The sequence below is a fragment of the Shewanella sp. KX20019 genome (assembly GCF_016757755.1).
GTDB lineage: Bacteria > Pseudomonadota > Gammaproteobacteria > Enterobacterales > Shewanellaceae > Shewanella.
In genome coordinates, this window is the sequence record NZ_CP068437.1 from 1,288,401 (window position 1) to 1,306,666 (window position 18,266).

General features: G+C 44.3%; 14 protein-coding genes. 7 read left to right on the top strand and 7 right to left on the bottom strand.

Annotation, left to right across the window (positions count from 1 at the left end; translation table 11 throughout):
- Window positions 1-69: 69 nt before the first annotated feature.
- Both JK628_RS05665 and JK628_RS05670 read right to left on the bottom strand, forming a co-directional pair.
- On the bottom strand, window positions 70-336 hold the full coding sequence (locus tag JK628_RS05665; RefSeq protein ID WP_202288373.1) for an Lpp/OprI family alanine-zipper lipoprotein: 267 nt from the start codon (window positions 334-336) through the stop codon (window positions 70-72).
- 230 nt (window positions 337-566) lie between these two features.
- Window positions 567-1,796 (bottom strand): multifunctional CCA addition/repair protein, encoded by a 1,230-nt coding sequence (locus JK628_RS05670; protein WP_202288375.1) that lies wholly within the window; start codon window positions 1,794-1,796, stop codon window positions 567-569.
- 300 nt (window positions 1,797-2,096) lie between these two features.
- On the opposite strand from JK628_RS05670, the gene JK628_RS05675 reads away from it, so the two are divergent.
- Window positions 2,097-3,725, top strand: coding sequence for an ExeA family protein (locus JK628_RS05675; RefSeq protein WP_202288377.1), 1,629 nt, complete (start codon window positions 2,097-2,099; stop codon window positions 3,723-3,725).
- On the top strand, window positions 3,725-4,744 hold the full coding sequence (locus JK628_RS05680; protein ID WP_202288379.1) for a general secretion pathway protein GspB: 1,020 nt from the start codon (window positions 3,725-3,727) through the stop codon (window positions 4,742-4,744). The genes JK628_RS05675 and JK628_RS05680 overlap by 1 nt, the downstream gene beginning before the upstream one ends.
- Window positions 4,745-4,834: 90 nt before the next feature.
- Here the strand turns inward: JK628_RS05680 and nhaD are convergent, their stop codons facing one another.
- From nhaD to JK628_RS05695, 3 genes are all read right to left on the bottom strand, one after another.
- Entirely contained in the window at window positions 4,835-6,082 is a 1,248-nt protein-coding gene (nhaD, locus tag JK628_RS05685) for a sodium:proton antiporter NhaD (protein ID WP_202288389.1), read from the bottom strand.
- Window positions 6,083-6,459: 377 nt separating this feature from the next.
- Window positions 6,460-7,749, bottom strand: a complete 1,290-nt coding sequence (gene hemL, locus JK628_RS05690; protein WP_202288391.1) for a glutamate-1-semialdehyde 2,1-aminomutase — start codon at window positions 7,747-7,749, stop codon at window positions 6,460-6,462.
- Between the two features lie 28 nt (window positions 7,750-7,777).
- Window positions 7,778-8,797, bottom strand: coding sequence for an aspartate carbamoyltransferase (locus JK628_RS05695; RefSeq protein WP_202288393.1), 1,020 nt, complete (start codon window positions 8,795-8,797; stop codon window positions 7,778-7,780).
- A gap of 296 nt (window positions 8,798-9,093) precedes the next feature.
- On the opposite strand from JK628_RS05695, the gene lgt reads away from it, so the two are divergent.
- The gene (lgt, locus tag JK628_RS05700) at window positions 9,094-9,882 is read left to right on the top strand and encodes a prolipoprotein diacylglyceryl transferase (protein WP_202288395.1); all 789 of its coding nucleotides are present in this window, start codon (window positions 9,094-9,096) and stop codon (window positions 9,880-9,882) included.
- A gap of 99 nt (window positions 9,883-9,981) precedes the next feature.
- Here lgt and JK628_RS05705 read toward each other — a convergent pair whose 3' ends face one another.
- The gene (locus JK628_RS05705; RefSeq protein ID WP_202288396.1) at window positions 9,982-12,138 is read right to left on the bottom strand and encodes a TonB-dependent receptor; all 2,157 of its coding nucleotides are present in this window, start codon (window positions 12,136-12,138) and stop codon (window positions 9,982-9,984) included.
- A 392-nt stretch (window positions 12,139-12,530) separates the two neighbouring features.
- Here JK628_RS05705 and JK628_RS05710 point away from each other — a divergent pair, with 392 nt between their 5' ends.
- A complete protein-coding gene (locus tag JK628_RS05710) occupies window positions 12,531-13,121 on the top strand; it encodes an arylesterase (RefSeq protein ID WP_202288398.1) in 591 nt (196 codons plus the stop codon).
- Window positions 13,122-13,466: 345 nt separating this feature from the next.
- A complete protein-coding gene (locus JK628_RS05715) occupies window positions 13,467-14,195 on the top strand; it encodes an HDOD domain-containing protein (protein ID WP_202288399.1) in 729 nt (242 codons plus the stop codon).
- 37 nt (window positions 14,196-14,232) lie between these two features.
- Here JK628_RS05715 and JK628_RS05720 read toward each other — a convergent pair whose 3' ends face one another.
- Window positions 14,233-15,144: a LysR substrate-binding domain-containing protein gene (locus JK628_RS05720; RefSeq protein WP_202288401.1), complete on the bottom strand. Its 912-nt coding sequence runs from the start codon at window positions 15,142-15,144 to the stop codon at window positions 14,233-14,235.
- A 175-nt stretch (window positions 15,145-15,319) separates the two neighbouring features.
- On the opposite strand from JK628_RS05720, the gene metE reads away from it, so the two are divergent.
- Both metE and JK628_RS05730 read left to right on the top strand, forming a co-directional pair.
- Entirely contained in the window at window positions 15,320-17,590 is a 2,271-nt protein-coding gene (metE, locus tag JK628_RS05725) for a 5-methyltetrahydropteroyltriglutamate--homocysteine S-methyltransferase (protein ID WP_202288403.1), read from the top strand.
- Window positions 17,591-17,886: 296 nt separating this feature from the next.
- Entirely contained in the window at window positions 17,887-18,210 is a 324-nt protein-coding gene (locus JK628_RS05730; protein WP_237524156.1) for a hypothetical protein, read from the top strand.
- The last annotated feature ends 56 nt before the right edge of the window (window positions 18,211-18,266 follow it).

Sequence of the window (18,266 nt, forward strand, 5' to 3'; positions counted from 1 at the left end):
GCTTGGTCAAGTTACCTTGAGCCAAGCCTTGGGGAGTAGCTTAATGACTAAGCTAGTTCCTAAACGTAATTACTTCTTGTAAGAAGATGCTACGTTGTCGATACGGTCGTTAGCACGCTTAGCTTCTGCTTGTGCGTCCATAGCTGCTGCTTTTGCATCATTGATGTCAGCAGACATTTTGCCGTGATCTGATTTTAGAGAGCTAACTTCAGCAGACAGCTGGTCAACTTTGTTACCTAGGTTTGCAACGCTTTCTTCAAGAGCAGTAGTGTTTGCACAGCCACCTAGAAGGGCAGTCATTGCTACACCAGCAATCAAAAGTACTTTTTTATTCATCGGGAATTCCCTTTATGTAGGTTGGATTTAGTCAGCACAGCTGTACAAAACAACTGAACAAGTTAATTATGTCATAGACAAAAAAATTTGCTACGCATTTTAACGCTAAGGTCTGAATACCTTAGCGAATATTTGCTCAATTGCAAGCTAAGTACAATTTTAATGCTATGTAGCACAAATTTAATATTAGACTATTTATACAATTCAACGATTAGTTTTTGAATTTTGCCTTAAGTTGGAAGGCTGTTTTTAATATTTTGCACTGCTGCAATGCGTTTAATTGTCAGCTGCTCTCTAATCTCAGCGCCTTTAAAACCGTCATCAATGATGCTCTTTACCGCGACAGTTGATGCGGCATCAAAGCACCGTAGTATATAGTTCGCTTGAGGGTAGTCATTTAGCTCAAGACCTTTACGACCTCGAGCATCAGCTTCACAACTGAGTAATAACTGCTCTATGCGTTGCGGTTTACGCCAAAAATCAGCTTTGTCGAACAGCTTAACAATGGTGTCAGCCCGTAGCTCCATCGCATTGTGGATGTTTTGATGTTGGTCGCTAACCAGTAGTGCTAAATCCCGGTAGTCATTTGGCACTCTAACGCGATTACAGAGGGCTTTGATCAGAGACAATCCTTTTTGGCCGTGACCATGATGTTTCGGTAGCGACTCTTTAGGGCTTAATGCCTTGCCTAAATCATGTACCAGCGCAGCAAACCTTACGGCATTGTCATTAGACAACTTGGCCGCTTGCTCTAGTACCATTAACGTATGGATACCAGTGTCGATTTCAGGGTGCCACTGCTTAGGTTGGGGCACGCCAAACAGTGCATCAATCTCTGGAAACAGTATACTCAAAGCACCGCACTGTTTTAGCACGGCAAAGAATACCTGCGGGGCATCGCTCGATAACGCTTTATCTAGCTCTATATAGACTCGCTCTGGTGTTAAGGCTTCGAGCTCACCACTTTGGCTTATTTCACCCATTAACGCGAGAGTCTCCTCTGCAATGGTAAAACCCAGAGTATGAAAACGTGCAGCAAAGCGAGCAACCCGCAGTACACGCAGTGGGTCTTCTACAAATGCCTCAGACACATGCCTTAGTACTCTGCTATTAATATCGGCAATACCTAAGTACGGATCATATAGCTTGCCATCATCATCCTGGGCGATTGCATTTATGGTCAGATCCCTGCGGAGCAAGTCTTGTTTTAACGTCACATTAGGCGCAGCATCGACGCTAAAACCGCCATATCCCGCCGCCGTTTTTCGCTCGGTTCGAGCAAGGGCGTACTCTTGTTGGCTACTGGGATGCAGAAATACCGGAAAGTCCTTGCCGACTTGCTTGTAGCCTTGAGCTAGCATCTGCTCCGGCGTGGAACCTACCACCATATAGTCACGATCTTTTATCGGCAGGTTTAGTAAATTATCGCGGACAGCGCCGCCAACGAGGTAGATTTTCACAACAAAACTCACTTATGGACATATACTCATCTTACCTGAATCCAGCATCTTCAGATAGGATGGGTATAGGCCGTTAGACCTCTTACTTTAGCGGTTTTAATTGTAGCAAGTTTTGACAACTGATCAGCTTGGCTTTAACGTGAGTGTAATTTCTAGATTATTGTCAAAACGTAGAGCGTTAAACTGATAGGTTAGCTGCACTCAGGTGCAACATTTCAGTCATTCAAACGTTTTCTAAATAGCAGAGTGAATAATAGCTCAATAGGCTGTTAAGCCCTTCTAACAAGGATTAAAAGCAGTATGTATAAGGCTTTTTTTGGGTTGAATGATAACCCTTTCTCTATAGCGCCAAACCCACATTACCTGTTTCTGAGCGATCGCCACAGAGAAGCGTTAGCACATCTAACCTATGGATTAGGCGAAACGGGGGGCTTTGTGTTGCTGACGGGCGAGGTGGGTACCGGAAAAACCACAGTGTCGCGTTGCTTACTTAATCAGCTGCCAGAGAACACCGACACCGCCTTTATTCTCAACCCGTCTTTGACTGAGTTAGAGTTACTAGCGACCTTATGTGATGAGTTAGAAATAACTTATGGTGAATCACCCAGCCTTAAGCAGTTGACGGATCGAATTAGTTCATTTCTACTTACTAATCATAGTAATGGCCGTAATACCGTACTGATCATTGATGAGGCACAGCACCTTAGGGCTGAAGTGCTTGAGCAATTGAGGTTACTGACAAATTTAGAAACCGATACCAAGAAGTTATTACAGGTGATTTTAATTGGTCAGCCAGAGTTACAGCAGTTGCTTAGACGTCAAGAGTTACGTCAGTTAGCACAAAGAATAACAGCACGTTATCACCTGCTGCCGCTAACACTCGAAGAGGTCGCACTCTATGTTCAGCATCGTTTGCAAGTTGCAGGCCGACATGAACCTTTATTCCATAAGAGTGCCATTAAAGCGTTACATAAGCACAGTGATGGCATTCCTAGACTGATTAACCTGTTATGCGAGCGTGCCTTAATGGCCAGTTACGCACAATCAAAAGTGCCTATTGATAGTAAGATGATCAATATGGCGTCACGGGAAGTGTTAGGCGAAGAGCCAGAAAAGAAAAACATCTGGCTGCCAACGGGTTTAGCAGCATCAATCGTATTGACCTTTTCGGCAGCGCTTTACCTTTTTAGCCAACAATCAGCCGAACCGACGAATTCAGCTATTAACAACCAAACTGTTGCACCTGTGGCTGATAGACGTGCAAATGACGACATGGAGTCGGTGAATACAGCGGCAGCTAAATTCAATAGCAGCCAGCAAGCACTGAGAAACGCCATTGGGCAAAGTCGCGATATCGATAGTGCATATGCCAGTATCCTAGGGCTTTGGGATAAAACACCTTATATCGGCTTGTCAGCCTGCCAATCAGCGAAACAACAAGGCTTAGCTTGTTATCAGCAGCAAGGTAATTGGAACTCTATCGTAAGGTTAAACTTTCCTGCGGTGGTTTACCTTGTAGATAGTCAGCAACAAGCATTTTATGGCACCGTAGTCGCAAGACAAGGTGAGCAGATGCTGCTGCAACTTAATGAGCAGCAGCTATGGGTTAAGCGTGATTGGTTTAATCGACACTTTAGCGGCACCTTTGAAATACTGTGGCAAGCGCCTAACAATCAAGTGAGTGAAATAGGAAAATCTGCTAATCAAGCGCAATTGCAGTGGTTGGAGAATAGTTTAGCCATTGTGAGCGAGTCATCACCTCGATTAGTGTCTGAGTTTGACAGCCAGTTAGAGCAAAATTTAAAGGCATTTCAGCGTCAACATGGGTTAACTGCTGACGGAATCGCAGGCGCACAAACACTAGTACAATTAAATCTCTATTTGAGTGATGTTGGGCCGCGCCTAGGTCAATCTAAGAGGTTGTATTAATGTCAATTTTACTTGATGCTGTCACGCGAGATAAACAGCAATCACAAGGCATACAACATGATGTTGTATTAACACCTCGCGCACAGTACCAGGCTGTTAATCATCAACATAAAGCAGCTAAGCGTGCTGCTATATTCGCGCTATTGTTATTATTAACAGTTGCTGTAGCTTGGTTGTTGAGCCAAGTAGTGATGCAACAAAACTTGGCGAACTCAAAGCTGGCGGTGGCATCTGAGCAGAACGTAGCGAGTACGCAGTTTAATCGTCAATCAGCGTCGAGTGATCAGTTTCAGGCGAATGACAGCAGCGTTAAACTTGCCGGGAAAGTTGCGCTGCCTGTCGCACGAGCTATGCCCTACACTGGAACTCCAGTCAGTCAAATATCGTTGTCAGCCACCAGTAATCAGCTAAAGCCAAGCGACACTGTGGTAACACAAACTAATGCCGAAGGTAACGATTTACTGGCGGCATTACTTAAAGCGCAACAGAGTGTTGAAGCAGGCGAAAGTCCCGCTCAAGTTAATCCGCAAGCGATGAGTAATGAGGACGCCATTATATTGGGGGCAAACGCTAACCAACGCGGTCAAGATATGTTGGCATCGCTGCAATATGAGGTCGATCTCGCCGCTGCAGACGTTGGTTTAGATTCAAAAGCTAAACCACAAAGTGACAACAATCTCGTTGCCGCTTTTGAAGCCGCACTTAAAGATATTGAGCGAGAAAATGCGATAGCCACGCCAGTGACGCAGCCAGAATTAGACCCTATCCCGACGACGTCTAAAGTTGACGCCATTCCTAAATATGGGCAGTTGCCGGCAGGTTTACAGTTACAGGTACCTGAATTTACAATTAATGCCCATGTATACTCAAGTGTTGCGGCAAATCGCTGGTTGAATGTGGACGGCGCTGAGCTGCAGCAGGGGGATGCGATCCAAGGTAAGTTAACAATTGTGGAGATTAGACCTCGGGATGTCGTGCTGTCTATACAGGGCACCGAGTTTAAAGTACCCGCTATCTAGCATCAATTAACACTCACTGAAGATAGCTATAAAAAAGCCTAACAACTGTTAGGCTTTTTTAATGCTTACCACTTTTCGTTGTTATGCATGCTAGCCATAGAAATGGTAAGCCATCAGTAAGGTAAGGGCGTAACCAACTGAATAGCAAAGAGCAAGCGCGGGCACATACCTAAGGTAGCTAACGAAGGTGAGTTCCTTTACTTTACTCATGGCGATAATGCCAGCAGCTGAACCGATAACGAGTAATGATCCGCCAACACCAACAGAGTATGTTAATCCTAACCATTCAGGCGTATTGAGTACGGGGTCGGCTTTTAACAATGCAGCGGTGAGCGGCACGTTATCGAGCAGTGCAGAGCCAATGCCAGCGACAAAGTTAGAGATGTTTGGGTCGAATTGAGAATAAACCTGAGTTAATAAATCCAAGGTGCCAATCTCTTTAAGCATGCCGACAAGCAGTAAAATGCCTAAGAAGAATAATAGCGTGTCGTATTCCACTTGACGGATGTACTCGAGGATCTGCAGTTCCTCTTTATTGCTGCGGGTAGTATGTCCAACAAGGAACATCACTGACAGTCCGGTCAAAAAAGTAAGTACTGGCGGGACCCCATACAGAACATTAAGCACCATAGTCATCACAATCGTGCTAAAGAAAATGATTGCGATGAGGATATCAACAGCGCGAACTTCGCGTTTTATTGGCGTGGTGCTGACTTCCCCTTCAGCTTTAAGCGAAAATAGTACAGCCAATAACATGACGCTAATTGCGGCGGGTACAAATAGCAGCAGTAGTTCTGACATATTGACATGGCCACCAAGGAAGATCATCAAGGTGGTCACATCACCGGTGATAAGTGCAACGCCGCCAGAGTTTACGGCGAATATGATGAGTACCGCCATACGCCGACGCATCTGCTTCTCGAGCTTAAAAGTGGTGAGTAAGCCTAAAGAAACCAGTGTCGCGGTCACATTGTCACAAATGGCGGAAAGCACCAGTGAAAATAGTGCTACTTGCAGCATTAACATCCGCACCGATACCCGTTGAGGGAATAGCTTTTGTACCAGTATTTGGATCATCCCTTTGGCATTAAGGTAGGCAACAAAGGTCATGGTAGACATTAGAAATAACCACAAGGTGGCAATTTCGAGTAGGTTTTCGTTTAGCTGTTCTTCAATTAACTTTTCATGGCTGGGATCTCCAGCGGCCATAAATAGCACGACCCAAGAGATACATCCAAAAAACAGCGTCGTTTTAGCTTTATTTAGATGGGTAACTTCTTCAAACACAATACTCAACAACGCGAGTACAGCTAGCGATATTAAAAATGCGTACAACATAGGGCTACTCACAGACAGATTTTTATATTGGATACTGAAATCAGTACTACTTTGCTGCAATTTAAGGTTTGTTTAAGCTTTCCTTGGTAGAGCGCGGCGATCAGACCACAGTGAAAAAAGGAACGCAACTGTTATCTGTGTCAGGTTTGCTGGGAAACTGTGATGTAAGTCTGTGCTGGCGGGGTTTTGTTGCAGCGATCTTCTTAACTAGTTTTTTTGCAGTTGTATGTACGGTATAACTAATGGTTGTTATGCGTTGAGGTTGTTGGGGATAACCTGAGGCAGCGATGAACGACAATTGCTAACATGAGGATAAACAAAAAAGGAACACGTTAGTGTTCCTTTTTAGGTGTATTGCCGAACCACCAAGTGTTGACTTAGCTTTTAGCCATTTTTGCAAAAACGCGGTCTGCAGCTGCTAATGTCGCTTCTAGCTCAGCTTCACCGTGGGCAAGGGATAAGAAACCAGCCTCATAAGCGCTTGGTGCTAAGTAAATACCTTCATCTAACATGCCATGATAAAACACTGGGAATTTATCAGCATCGCATTTAGTGACCTGCTCAAATGAAGTGACTTTTTCTTGGTCTGTAAAGAAGAAGCCAAACATGCCGCCAACGTAGTTGATTGCCATTGGAATGCCATGCTTGTTTGCCGCAGCTTTAAAGCCTTCTGCAATATATTGAGTTTTTGCAGCTAGTTGCTCATAGACGCCATCTTCACAAAGTGCTTCCATCTGCGCTAGACCAGCAGACATTGCAATTGGGTTACCAGAAAGCGTACCCGCTTGATAAACAGGGCCTGTAGGAGCAATAAACTGCATCACATCTTTACGGCCACCAAAAGCACCGACTGGCATACCGCCGCCAATCACTTTACCCAATGTTGTTAGATCTGGTGTTACGCCGTAGTGGCCCTGTGCGCCGCTCTTAGATACACGGAAACCAGTCATTACTTCATCGATAATCATCAATGCACCGTATTGGTCACAAATAGCACGTAGGCCTTGTAAGAAACCTTCAACTGGTGGAATGCAGTTCATGTTGCCTGCAACTGGCTCTAGGATGATGCACGAAATCGCATCTGGATATTGCTCGAATAGTGCCTTAACCGACTCAAGGTCATTATACGTTGCTGTCAAAGTGTGCTTAGCAAAATCTTCAGGAATACCTGGAGAGCTCGGCTGACCTAACGTCAATGCACCAGAACCTGCTTTAACCAGTAAACAGTCTGCGTGGCCGTGGTAGCAACCTTCAAACTTAAGAATTTTGTCACGGCTAGTGAAGCCACGAGCAAGACGAATCGCACTCATAGTTGCTTCAGTACCTGAGCTCACCATACGAACCTGTTCCATTGAAGGCACCATTTCGATAACTTTCTCAGCCATAGTGACTTCAAGCTCGGTTGGCGCGCCAAATGATAGGCCATTTTCAACCGCAGCAAGTACAGCTTGACGAATTTTTGGGTGGTTATGACCTAAGATCATTGGACCCCAAGAACCGACATAATCGATGTACTTGTTACCGTCGGCATCAAAAATATATGCGCCATCGGCTTTTTCAATAAAACGTGGAGAACCACCCACACTACTAAATGCACGGACTGGAGAGTTAACGCCGCCTGGAATAGTTTTTTTAGCCTGTTCAAAGAGTTCGTCGGAACGGGTCATTTTAGATCCTTAAAAGTCAGTAGCCTGATTAAAATTCAGCTTTTCGTGAATACCAATTAACTGGGCGCTCATATTGCTCTAATTGAGAGTCAACACCAAGCGTCAGTGCAAACAGTGCCATACGAATTAATAAACCGTTATCAGCCTGCCTAAAAATGGCGAGGTTAGGGTGGTTATTAAGATCGTTATCCAATTCATTTGCTTGCTTACGAGAATCTCGTGGCAGCGGATGCATGATCACTGTGTTCGATTTACAATGCTTTGTATAAATACTCTGGTTTAAGCGGAATTTACCACGGTATTTATTTGCTTCATCTTGTGAAGGGAAGCGTTCTTCTTGAATTCGCGTTAGATAGAGTATATCAGCGCGATCTAAATTGCCTTCAAGTTGGTCTGTTATTGTGATCTTATGCCCAGCATTTTCAATGTCATTGATCACATAGTCAGGCATTGCTAGCTCCTTAGGTGACACTAATGTGAAGCTGACATCTTTATACATGCACAACAAACGAGAAAGCGAGTGCACGGTACGACCAAATTTCAAATCACCCACCATAGCGATATGCATACCGCTAATATCACGTCCGCCAGATGCCAGTTCTTTTTGAATGGTAAATAGGTCTAACAGTGCTTGAGTCGGGTGTTCATTTGAACCGTCACCGCCATTGATGACTGGAACACGGCTGCCTTCTGCAAACTCTTTTACAGAGAACGCTTCAGGGTGACGCATCGCAATGACATCAGAATAGCTCGATAGCACTCTGGCGGTATCGTATAGTGATTCGCCTTTTGACAAAGAAGATGACGCCATACCAACGGTTTCATTCACCTTGCCACCAAGCAAACTAAACGCGCAGCCAAAGCTGATGCGGGTACGCGTACTGGGTTCAAAGAAAAGATTACCCAACACAGCCCCGTCTAAAACGGTGGTGCGTTTCTGCCGTAGGGCATAGGGGGTCATTCGGGTGGCAACATCGAATATGTTCTGTACGGAATCCAAACTAAGTTGGTTTACCGAAAGGATATGTGAACCTTGAAACTGAGTCATCAGCCTATATTTCCAATTTCTGGGGGGCTTTATAGCACGCATTAAATCGCGGCTCGTTAGCCCTAAATTTATGTAGGGTGGCTGAGGCGGCACTATAGCAAAAAATCTGTTGTAGTGGAATATCTGCGGTAAGTAACAGAAAGGTGAAGTCGTCAATTTTTCGGCAATTATGGGACTGCTGAAACATTCTGTTGCTGCAAATGTCGCTTAGCGCTTGCTAAATGCTTTCTGGCGCGTAAAACTGCGCATAAGAAATCATATTTACGATGTAAACCAACACACTTGGAAGGTTAAATTTGGACCATTTTATTTGGAATGTAGATCCTGTAGCGATTAGCTTTATGGGGCTTAAAGTACATTGGTACGGCATATTGTTTGCGCTGGCTATCGCCTCAGGTTTTCAGGTAATGAAGCGCATATATGTGCGAGAAAAGCTACCAGTGGAGTCGTTGGATAACTTACTGATGTATTGTGTGGTGGGTATTATTGTTGGGGCGCGTTTAGCGCACTGCCTCTTTTACGATCCAGCCTATTACCTTAGCAACCCACTTAAGATATTTGCCATATGGGAAGGGGGACTTGCAAGCCATGGTGGTGGTGTCGGTGCTATCTTGGCACTCTATTATTACCAGCGTCAGGTTAAGCTGCCGTTCCTGTTTCTACTCGACCGCTTGGCGATAGCAACTGCCATTTTTGGCTTCTTTGTACGCATGGCCAACTTCGTTAATTCAGAGATCTTGGGATTGCCAACAAACGCGCCGTGGGGAATTATATTTGAGCGAATTGATATGCTGCCTCGTCATCCTGCACAGCTCTATGAAGCGATTGCGTATTTATCCATATTCCTATTGTTATGGGCTATTTATAAACTGACAGAGATGAAACAGAAGCATGGTGCTATCTTTGGTTTGTTCTTGGTTTTAGTCTTTAGTGCGCGATTTGCTATCGAGATGGTTAAGGTCAAGCAAGCTGTGTATGCCGATGCATGGACATTTAGTGCCGGGCAGCTACTGAGTATTCCGTTTCTGTTGGTGGGTGTTGTGCTATTAGTTCTACCCTATGTGCGCAAAGCCAAAACGGGTTAAATAGAGCAACAGTCCAATAGGCAATAGAAATTGAGCAATAAAAAAACCGCTAGCGCGATGCGCTAGCGGTTTTTTTTATTTAAGCCGCTTAAACAGCGTTTAGAAAGGCAGAGTAAAACCTATGGTTGCTGTGCGGCCCATGCCTTTAAAGTAGCGGGTGTCTTTACCCACTGTTTGTGAGTAGTAAGTGTAATAGTCTTCATTAAGCAGGTTTTGAATACCAATGCTTAGGGTGCCGTCGTAGACTGGGATTGCGACAGATGCATCGACGGTGGTGTAGCCATCAAAATTGGCATACACATCGTTATCAGCGTTTTCGAAGTCTTTATCCATATAGAAGTTTGCTTGTATACGTGTGGAGATGTCGTTGTCGAAATTATGTGTCCAGAACAGGTTAATACGGTTTGGTGAGATATTGGCACCGTCTAAATCAGTATCGACGCTTTGATCGTCATTGGAATCATATTCACCATTTTGAATGGCAATATTAACGCCTACATCATCATGATCGCCTAGATAGGCTGTGATGTTTGACTCGATCCCTTCGATAACACTCTTTTCGCGTTTAATAACGAAAGAACCGCTACCATCGCCTTTATCGACCATGCGTGCGCCGTAATCACTTGAAGAGCGGTAATAGGCTATTTTTGCGGAGAAGTATTCACCTTGGTAATCAGCACCAAATTCAATATTATCGGTAATAATAGGATCTAATGCTAAGGTATCCTCAATGCTTGGATTTGCACCTTGGAAATTGTCGCCATCACGTAGCACACGGCCGACATCGGGCATACCAAAGCCTTGGTTGAAGCTGGTGTATACTCGCAGTGAAGAGTTTACTTTGTAAGAGGCGCCGATATTAAATAGTGTTTCAGTAAAATCAGGGCTGCCGCCTTCAATGTGCTTGTCACCATAACCATAAAGTGTTTTATAGTCATCGACATTGAGCTTGGCGTATTCATAACGCATACCGCCAGATAGCGTTAGATTGTCGATGATGTCGTAATCTATCTGAGCGAAAGGTGCAATGTTGTCGTAGGTACTTTCTGGTACCCAAGATGCGCCGCTGACAACCATATCTTGTTCTGTGGTATCACGGAAAACATCTAAACCGTAGGCAATGCTAACACCTGAGTTAGCGATATCTGTTGCAAGCATCGAGGCTTTCATGCCCCACTTAACTGACTTATTACGCGATTGTTCATAATAGAGTGACTCGCCATTACTGCCAGTGCCACATACGGTGACTTGATCGCTGCCTTCCATGCTCGGATCGTAGAAATCAGCCCAACAGCCACCGCCATAAACAGCTTCAAAGTTTTGATTGAAAAATTGTAGGTTTAACTGTTGGCCGGCAATGTTTTGATGGGTGTAAGTTAGGCTCGTGGTGGTGACTTGATTGTTCGCCGCTTCCCATGGTTGCTCTTGTTCAATAGCACCGGTTGGAATGTCATTTTCTTTATCGCCTTTAACGGCCATATAGTCACCATTATTTTCCATGTTGTAATGGTTGACCATTAGCTCAAGGCGCGACTCATCGAAATTGTGACCTAACTTAATAAAGAAATCCGCACTCTGGCTGTCCATCGACTCACCTTGAGTGGTATCAACACCAATCATGTCGTCGTTTGCATCGTAGTAAACGCCATTATTGCGGTAACTGACTGACCCAATCATATCTAAATTTTCAGATTCACCTGAAAACGCATAGCTAGTACCAAAACTAATCCCATCACCATCAAGGCTGTTAGGGACGGTGACATCGAAACTAACCTGATGCTCATTATCGCCAGTCGGTTTTTTGGTAATGTAGTTGATGATACCGCCTTGTGCGCCAAGACCATGCATCGCATTTGCACCATGAATGATCTCAATTCGAGCGATCATCGCTGGGTCGATAGTTTGACCAGAGCGTCCGCCACTGCGTAGCGGGTTTGACTGTGGTACGCCATCAATCATGATCAGTGGTGCTCTACCGCGTAATGTTTCACCGGTATTGCTCATTTTTTGACGGCTTGGAGAGAAGCTAGGCGCTAAGTTACCTATGATGGTTGAGAGATCCCTAGTGGTTCTAAACTGCTCTTCGAGCATATCTTGACTGATGATAGTCACAGTATTTGGGATAGAACTAACCGGTTTGTCCATTCTACTGGCGGTCACGGTAATGACTTCAATATCTTCATCTTGAGCTTGAGCGATATTGGGAAGAAGTGCAGCTGAGATAGAAAGCGCAACTAAGGAGGTCTTAAACTTCATGATAGATCCCGTTTACGTGGCGACACTATAGTAAATCAAGCTAATCCTTTGGCGAAGCAATCCCTGTAAGTGTGTTAGCCACTTTTTATAAATGATAATGATTATTGTTGGCGGCAGTATGTCGAAGCGTATTTGTTGAGTCTATGAAAAGTTCAACCTGTTTAATGCAAATGATAAGAGTTGTGATTTAGATCAACGAATAATGTGGTGTTGCTCATGTTTTAGTCAATATTAACTATTCACTGATACATTAAGCTGGTCATCGCGTTTTCTATCCCCAGTTCACGATTACAGGTGCTTATGATAAAGCGGTAATTATATCCATTCTGTTTTAGTTACTTTGTCGCTATGCTGTCGATAGACTGATTTAAGATTAAGGCGGAACTTGCGATATGAGACATAAACTACTCCTGCTAATGCTGCCATGTTTGCTGCTTTTACAATCGTGCCAAGAGGCGAATATTGCGCCTTTGTCGGCAAACGCCACCGTTGTTGCATTCGGCGATAGCTTAACCGCAGGTGTTGGAGCATCACGGCAGCATGACTATCCCAGTCAGCTTGCCGTTTTAAGTGGTCTAAACGTGATTAATGCTGGCGTGTCGGGAGAGACGACCACTGAGGGTGCAAAGAGATTGCCGACAGTGTTAGCAAAATACTCTCCAGAACTGCTCATTTTGCTTGAGGGGGGTAATGATTTTCTAAGAAATCAGCCTAAAGCGGGCACTAAAGCAAATTTAGCGGCAATGATTGAACAAGCTCAATCGCGAGGAGTGACAGTATTACTCATTGCGGTGCCGCAAAAAAGTTTGTTTCTGTCACCATCGCCCATTTATGCTGAGTTGGCCGAGGAGTACCAGATAGTATTGATTGAGGACGCCCTTAGCGAGCTACTGAAAACTGCGAGTATGAAATCTGATGCAATTCACCTCAATGATAGCGGCTACCTAGGACTTGCCAACGCCATATTGGCAAAGATAAGGTAAGGATAATGTATGCAAAGTGTGAGATGGTAAGTAGTGTTATCGATTTTAAATAGCTAAAATACTCAATATAAATTTCGATTTATGCTCAGGGGTAAATGAATTTTGGTGTATTGCTCCGTGATACTCCTGAAGTGGAGCTTTATTACTTGGGGTTGGATCTTTAAGCACTCTTTCTTTGGATTGCTGTTAGAATCACAGAACTATTAACTTGCGAAATTAAATGCGCAAAAGATGGCCGAAACTTGCTAAGCTAGTGGCAGAGGGGCAGGCCCCAAATGCCAATGGTTAATCGTTTTGAGCTGATTGCGCATATAGATAAATTCAATAAAAGGTTTAACGCTTCAAATGACAGATCTTGAGCAGCAGGTATTTACTCAAGTACGCGCTATTATCGGCAATGAAGAGCAGGTAATCGGCCGTAGGGGGATACTAATCCCGTTAAAAAAAGCCATCATTGCTGATGGTGATATCCGCAATGTGATTGACATTGTCTCATCAGATCCGGCGCTATCGGCACATTTATTGTGGCGCAGCAGCACGGCTAACCAGATCACGGCTCAATCAGTAAAGAATCGTTCATTGAAAGATGCTTTGGTGAGACTGGGGCAGGTGAATATTTACCGCTATGCATTTACCTTTTATTTGAAAGAAAGATTAGATGAGTTACCAGAACCCTATAAGAAGTTAATTCATGGCTACTGGGCACTAACGGAAGCTATCGCAGCTGACGCTGTCGATAGTCTCCATCAAATGAATAGTTTTGATATCAGTCCTGATGAAGTGCAAACACTGGCATTGTTTAGCGTATTTGGTGACATCATAGCGTTGACTGCTTTTGCTTATTTAAATAATGATAATGATGAGCCGTATTCGCTTAGCGTGCTTAAAGCGGTTATTGAAAACCAGCAACAAACGTTGACAATGGAAGCCTTTGAATCTTTGGGGCTCGATGAAGAGTTACGTGATGAGTTTTTAATAGCGCATAATTTACGTCAAACACATAATGCTGCGTCGCCCGGACTTGTTCTTAGGCGCACGCTCGCCAAAAGAAAGCTATTGCTACGACCGCTGTAACTTAAAAAAAGCCTGCTCGAAGCAGGCTTTTTAGTGGTTAAATTGGCTCGTTTATCTTTTGTTTAGAGATCCCTTCCTTTGCCACCATCTCTAGCCAGTGCTGCGCTAAGCGTGCATTGGGCCCATTTCTGCGGTAAGCCCCAAACAAAGGCCTTTTCACCCCCTCTGGACCGAGCTTGATACTGACTAAGTTTAAGCCATGACTTTCACTAATCGACCAGTTTGGCAGTGCCGCAATGCCGTCTTTGCATGCGATGCGCTGTAGTAACATCATTGTTAGGTCGCACTTGATCACCGGCCCCGCTTGAATACCGGCTGGCTCCATGAAATGACGATAAATGTCTAAACGTTCTAGCGACACCGGATAACTTAAAATAGCCAAGTTTTCTAGCTGTTTTGGTGTGACGTATTGCTGTGTCGCAAGCGGGTGATCGCTTGCGACAACAAGCCGCACTTCAAAGTCAAAAAGATGCTGATAAGCAATTGCTTGCCCCGGTACCGGATCTGACGTTAACACCACATCAAGTTCGCCTAACTCAAGCGCATTGAGAGAGTCGAAAAGATGGCGGCTAGAGAGGTCTAGATCAGCGAGCGGATACTCCTGTCTGAATTGTTCAATAACAGGCATTAACCAGCGAAAGCAGCTGTGGCATTCTATACCGACACCTAGTTTATTATCACCCTCTTCAAGTCCTTTTTTAAGGTCAAATTCCGTCTCAATGACTTTAGGTAAAATATCTTCAGCAAGGTTTAGCAATCTAGCCCCCTCTTGTGTGAAAGAGAGGGGCTTACTCTTACGCACGAAAATGGATGAATTAATCCTTGTTTCAAGTTCCTTGATCTGATGAGACAGTGCCGACTGTGTGACAAAGCGTTTCTTGGCAGCCCCTGCAAGGCTGCCACTTTCCTTTAGGGCAACTAATGTACGTAAATGTCTAAGCTCTATCATTTTATCCTCACATGAAGTTTTCTCATGTTGCTCTTGAATTCATTTCGATTGCGATGAAAGAGACTATCACAATAAACTTCTAGACGTCCAGACTTCCATATCGAGACTGAAATAATGAAATTCAGATGGACGGGTGTCTGAATTTTACTCATCTTAACACTAAAGGGTATACAATATGCAATTAAATAGTTTGGGTTTTCCTAGAATAGGTCGTTTACGTGAATTAAAGTTTGCAGTTGAAAAGTATTGGAGAGGGGAGAGTAGTCAAGCTGAACTAGTTGATATTGCCAAGGAATTACGTGAAAAACATTGGCGCTGGCAGGCCGATTCTGGTGTGTCATTAGTCCCCGTGGGAGATTTTGCATATTATGATCAGGTGTTAACATTAACTGCAACTTTAGACGTAATCCCAGCGCGTCATCGTGGTGTAAATGGTATCGACCTAGACACTTTGTTTAGAGTGGGGCGTGGCCGAGCTCCCACTGGAAAAGATGCCCCTGCTGCAGAAATGACAAAATATTTTAATACTAATTACCACTATATCGTGCCAGAACTTACTGAAACTCAGCAGTTTGGCATCGGCTATGAGCAGATATTCGAAGAGGTCGAAGAAGCACAAGCGTTAGGTTATCAAGCTAAACCTGTATTGCTTGGGCCTGTTTCGTTTCTTTATTTAGCCAAAACGGTCGATAGTGAGTTTGATAAACTGTCGTTACTTCCACAATTGCTCACTGCTTACAGTCAAATATTGGCCCGCTTTGCGGCGCAAGGTGTAGAGTGGGTGCAGTTAGATGAACCGATTTTAGCGCTTGAGTTAGACACAAACTGGGCTGATGCGATAGCGACTGCGTATCAAGCATTATCGAGCAGCGAGGTGAGTATTTTACTCGCAAGCTATTACGGCAGTATTGAGCATCACCATGCTTTAGTAGCAGCGTTACCCGTTGCAGGTTTACACCTCGACCTTGTGACTGCGCCTGAGCAGTTAGCGCCTTTTGTAGCCACATTAGGGGCAACGCAGGTGCTATCTGCGGGGGTGATTAATGGCCGCAATGTATGGGCGGCAGATCTGGACAATATTGCTGCATCAATCGCTAGCGTCGCCAATGATCTTAAACAACGATTCTGGTTAGCGCCTTCATGTTCACTATTGCATAGCCCTGTCGATTTAGATGTGGAAACTAAATTAGCCCCAGAGCTGAAACTGCAACTTTCTTTTGCCAAACAGAAACTAACAGAACTGAGCAAGCTTAAACTGCTGTTAACCGAGCCTAGTTCATCGCAAAGCCTTGAGATTGTTAAAGAGTGTGAGGCACGCAGAACTGCTCGAGCAAAGGCCGCTAATAAAGAGGTTATCGAAAGAGTAGCCGCGTTAAGTGTTGATGATTATCAACGTGATGATGAGTTCAGCGTACGTCAAACAGCACAACGGCAGAAATATAAATTGCCACTATTACCGATGACGACCATTGGCAGCTTTCCACAAACCCCTGCTATTCGTGGCTTACGTAGTCGCTGGCGTAAAGGCGAAATTACACTAGAAAACTACAATGAGCAATTACGTCAAGTCACCAGAGATACGGTTGAACGGCAGTTAAAACTCGGTATCGATGTGTTAGTGCATGGCGAGGCTGAACGAAATGACATGGTGGAATACTTTGGCGAGCAGTTGGATGGCGTCGGCTTTACGCAGTTTGGTTGGGTGCAAAGCTATGGCTCTCGCTGTGTTAAGCCGCCGCTTATCTATGGTGATGTGTCACGCCCAAGTGCAATGACGGTAGAGTGGGCTGAATTTGCCCAAAGTCTGACGGAAAAACCGGTCAAAGGGATGCTAACGGGTCCTGTTACCATCCTACATTGGTCATTTGCCCGTGAAGATATTAGCCGTGAACAGATAGCGACCCAGATTGGTTTAGCTATTCGTGACGAAGTGGTCGACCTGCAAAATGCGGGCATCGGCATTATTCAAATCGATGAACCGGCATTTCGTGAAGGGCTACCGCTTAAAAAGAGTGACTGGAAGCACTATCTAAACTGGGCTGTTAACGCCTTTAAATTGAGTGCAGCCGGCGTGGTCAATGAAACGCAGATCCATACTCACATGTGTTATAGCGAATTCAATGAAACCATCGCCGCAATAGCAGCCATGGATGCAGATGTGATCACCATTGAAACCTCACGTTCACGGATGGAGCTGCTAAACGCATTTGAAGATTTCAATTATCCAAATGAAATCGGTCCCGGTGTTTATGATATTCATAGTCCCAATACTCCATCAGTAGATGAAATTGTGGCATTAATGGAAAAAGCAGCGACGAAAATAGATGTACAACAGCTGTGGATCAACCCTGATTGCGGCCTTAAAACCCGTACTTGGGATGAAGTTGAGCCCGCGTTAGTCAATCTTGTTGAGGCAACTAAGTTACTCAGAAGAAAGCTGAGTTGATTAAAGTCGCATTTAGTTGACCGTTTTTGCTTCGCTCTAATGGTTAAAGAGTCCAATATTGTTCGGTTTTGTTGAGCTTATACTCGTCCTACTTGAATATGCACCTTCAGGTAAGATGGGTATTATTTATCGCCACTGCAAACTATTTTAATTTAGTGATGAACTAAATCTGCTAAAGCTCGGTCTTATCTTTTGCTGGCGCATGACGCCGGTAATAATTGACCGTTATGGAGTCCGCCATCCACTTTTTTTGCAGAACACAAACCGCTAAAAATTTGATCGTCATGGTATTTACTATGTTGGTCTTTTTGTGTTTGATGCAAAACAGTGGAATATTGCGCAGCATAAATCAGATTATTAGCAAAGTTGCACCGCAGATGAGCACGCAAAGCCAGACTGAATATCAGTCTTTAGAGGAGTTAACGCTAAAGCCTTGTGAACTATCTGAAAAGTCACTGCGGATTTGCATGGATGAACCCAATCTAAGTCTTGTTCTTTTATTGCTGTTTTTTATCCCGCTATTACCGATCGCTTTTCGCCAACTGCCTCGAATTCTCGATGTGCCGATTTTGCCTAAACCACGGCGAATACATCTCTGTTTCTGCCGTTTTCAAGAATAACCTCCTAATCAACATATACAGCCATTAGCTTTACGGCTAGATTGGCTTGATATAGC

What these genes read in the sequence shown, in the direction of transcription:
- JK628_RS05665 (WP_202288373.1), bottom strand. Translation starts at nt 336, where the DNA reads ATGAATAAAAAAGTACTTTTGATTGCTGGTGTAGCAATGACTGCCCTT.
- JK628_RS05675 (WP_202288377.1), top strand. Translation starts at nt 2,097, where the DNA reads ATGTATAAGGCTTTTTTTGGGTTGAATGATAACCCTTTCTCTATAGCG.
- JK628_RS05680 (WP_202288379.1), top strand. Translation starts at nt 3,725, where the DNA reads ATGTCAATTTTACTTGATGCTGTCACGCGAGATAAACAGCAATCACAA.
- nhaD (WP_202288389.1), bottom strand. Translation starts at nt 6,082, where the DNA reads ATGTTGTACGCATTTTTAATATCGCTAGCTGTACTCGCGTTGTTGAGT.
- hemL (WP_202288391.1), bottom strand. Translation starts at nt 7,749, where the DNA reads ATGACCCGTTCCGACGAACTCTTTGAACAGGCTAAAAAAACTATTCCA.
- JK628_RS05695 (WP_202288393.1), bottom strand. Translation starts at nt 8,797, where the DNA reads ATGACTCAGTTTCAAGGTTCACATATCCTTTCGGTAAACCAACTTAGT.
- JK628_RS05705 (WP_202288396.1), bottom strand. Translation starts at nt 12,138, where the DNA reads ATGAAGTTTAAGACCTCCTTAGTTGCGCTTTCTATCTCAGCTGCACTT.
- JK628_RS05710 (WP_202288398.1), top strand. Translation starts at nt 12,531, where the DNA reads ATGAGACATAAACTACTCCTGCTAATGCTGCCATGTTTGCTGCTTTTA.
- JK628_RS05715 (WP_202288399.1), top strand. Translation starts at nt 13,467, where the DNA reads ATGACAGATCTTGAGCAGCAGGTATTTACTCAAGTACGCGCTATTATC.
- JK628_RS05720 (WP_202288401.1), bottom strand. Translation starts at nt 15,144, where the DNA reads ATGATAGAGCTTAGACATTTACGTACATTAGTTGCCCTAAAGGAAAGT.
- metE (WP_202288403.1), top strand. Translation starts at nt 15,320, where the DNA reads ATGCAATTAAATAGTTTGGGTTTTCCTAGAATAGGTCGTTTACGTGAA.
- JK628_RS05730 (WP_237524156.1), top strand. Translation starts at nt 17,887, where the DNA reads ATGTTGGTCTTTTTGTGTTTGATGCAAAACAGTGGAATATTGCGCAGC.